The sequence below is a fragment of the Corynebacterium sp. CCUG 51687 genome, from assembly GCF_024453995.1.
Taxonomy (GTDB): Bacteria; Actinomycetota; Actinomycetes; order Mycobacteriales; family Mycobacteriaceae; genus Corynebacterium; species Corynebacterium pseudogenitalium.
Window position 1 is genome coordinate 1 of the sequence record NZ_JAGPYT010000024.1, and the last position, 2342, is coordinate 2342.

General features: G+C 54.7%; 1 protein-coding gene. It reads left to right on the plus strand.

What is annotated here, in order from left to right; all coding sequences use genetic code 11:
• Positions 1-1361 precede the first annotated feature (1361 nt).
• The gene (locus KBX13_RS11570) at positions 1362-1475 is read left to right on the plus strand and encodes a hypothetical protein (protein WP_370687346.1); all 114 of its coding nucleotides are present in this window, start codon (positions 1362-1364) and stop codon (positions 1473-1475) included.
• Positions 1476-2342 lie beyond the last annotated feature (867 nt).

Genomic DNA, 2342 nt, shown 5'->3' on the forward strand with positions numbered 1-2342 from the left:
CTCACCGTATTCTCCCCACGGTGAAGCTCAGGGTCACCTGCAACAGCAACCTTGACAGAACCCTGGGCTTCTTCGGCAGCCTGCATCGCTTCCTGCTGGGCAGCCAATGCCTTGGCATCAACCTTGCCACCGGCGGCACCGATGGTGGAGTTGTAGTCCTTACCAATCTTGCCGGTGTTAATCATCAGGTTGTCCCAGTCGGCTGGCACACGGTAGTCACCTTTGTAGCAGTCCATGCCTGGCTGGTTGCATACCTCTGGCAGTGGGCCACCAGAGACGGATTCTTCATCCGAGTAGTTAAAGTGGGTGAACTGGTAGAGGTAGTTCATCACCGAGTAGTAGTTCGGCAGGTAATCCGACTGCGGGACCTCGTTGGCGAACTTCATCGAACCATTATGATTCAACCCCAACGTATGCCCCAGCTCGTGCATGATCGTGTTGCGCAGCTGATCATCGGTGCGCATGCGTTCATGCTTGGCAACATAAAACGAGTTATCCGCAACCAAAGCCAAGCCGGTACCCCAGTGGCCACGCTGCATCTGATCGCCAATAACACCAACGCGGAAGACTGCCGCACGAGCACCCAGCATCGTGTCAATATTCTCGACCAGCTTCATACCAGGCACCGTGCCCTCAAAGTAGTACGGTGCATACGGCTCAGTCTGCCCACCGTGACGAGTCGGATAGTTGACAATGTTGGTGTACGTATCACCCGCATCAATGTGCAGGTTGACCCCGTACTGATCGAAGCGGTCCACCAGCTGCTGCAAAATATCGCGACTTGGCCGGTAGCTTGCCGTCGACAGCTGCGCACACATGGCAGCATCCGCACCAGGTGTGTCGCAGCCAGCCTGCTGCCACTGCGAGTTCATCCAATTAAGCTGCAGGAACAAATCCGGTCGCTCAGGATCAGCACCCCACTCGTTCAGTGGCATGACCGTACCGTCACTTAAGGTCACCCCTTCGCGCTCCCAGACATCCGGCAGACCGTCACCATCAGAATCAACAGCACTGTCCTGGGTTGCAACCTCCATGTGCATGGCAGCAGTCAACGTAGCGCCAGCATCAATGCGCTCAAACCAACGCCCACGCTGGAAGCTGGCCCCTGCCGGATCCACAAACCCAACCTCACCGGCAGCCGTGGTGCGCTGGAACGCATCGGCTACACCAGACGAGGTTGCATTATCGAACGACACCGCAGTCTCATAGCCAAGCTGGGCCGGGGCAACAACAAACTTCCCATCATCATAGGAGCCGGAAAGCCCGACCTGGGAGTTAATCTGGTTCGTCAGATCCGCCTGCACAAACGCTGAAGCATCCTTGTTGTTGGTCACCCGCACAATGACATCGACGCGGTTGCCATCAAAGCGGTATTCACGCTCGACCGACACACCAGCGTCCTGGTCTTCACCGCGGTAGATGACCACCTGGGTGTTACCATCACGGTGCGTATCCACGTTAAGGCCAGATTCTAAATCCACTAATGCGCCATCGGCACGCAGGTCCACATACAGTGAGGACTCCTGGCTGCCAGCAATGGAGCGGGCATCCGTAAACTTCAACGTCGAAATACGACCCGGCTGTGTTACCGAGTTGTGAAAGACCGCACCCGGCCCGTCAGCGGTCACTGTGACCGACGAGTCAGCAACAGCCATCTCCGCGTGAGCAACCTGTGCACCATTAGCCGCAACGGCCAACACACACGCTGCTACGCATACCTTCCGCGCAATGCTGTTCATCATCGTTGTCACAATCCTTATACCTTCCATCACGCACCACCCAACCGGTGGAACATGAAACCCTTCGTTGTTCTGACCCCAAGTTTATGCACCCGAACTATACATGGCCAATCCGCCCACAACGCCCCAACCAAACAGGCAAAAACACGCCTACAAAACCCGGATTGTTCAACACATCTAGCCCTACAACCTGCACACATAGCTTAAAAAACACTCAGAAACCATCGCAGCAAACCCAACATGTTCAACAAACCCACCGACACCTGTCGATGGGTGTTCAACAATCAACCCACCCGTATATTATGCGCTCTAGTGCAACAGTGGGTAAGAGAATACTTAACAAATCGGGATTACCAGGCACGACATGTGTCATTCGACACGTGTCACCGACACTATTAATGCACAACCTTTTTATACTAAAAACCTTTCGTGGTCTGGTGTAGTCAAACTTAGGCCCTATGGATGCGTTAGGCAGACCTTTTCGTGATCGTTGAACAGTTGGTACCCCCGTGTTTTACCCCCGTTGGGTTGGGTCGAAAGTATGAAAGGCCCGAACCAGCATGATGCTTGTACTGGTTCGGGCCCGGCAAACAACGCCAACAC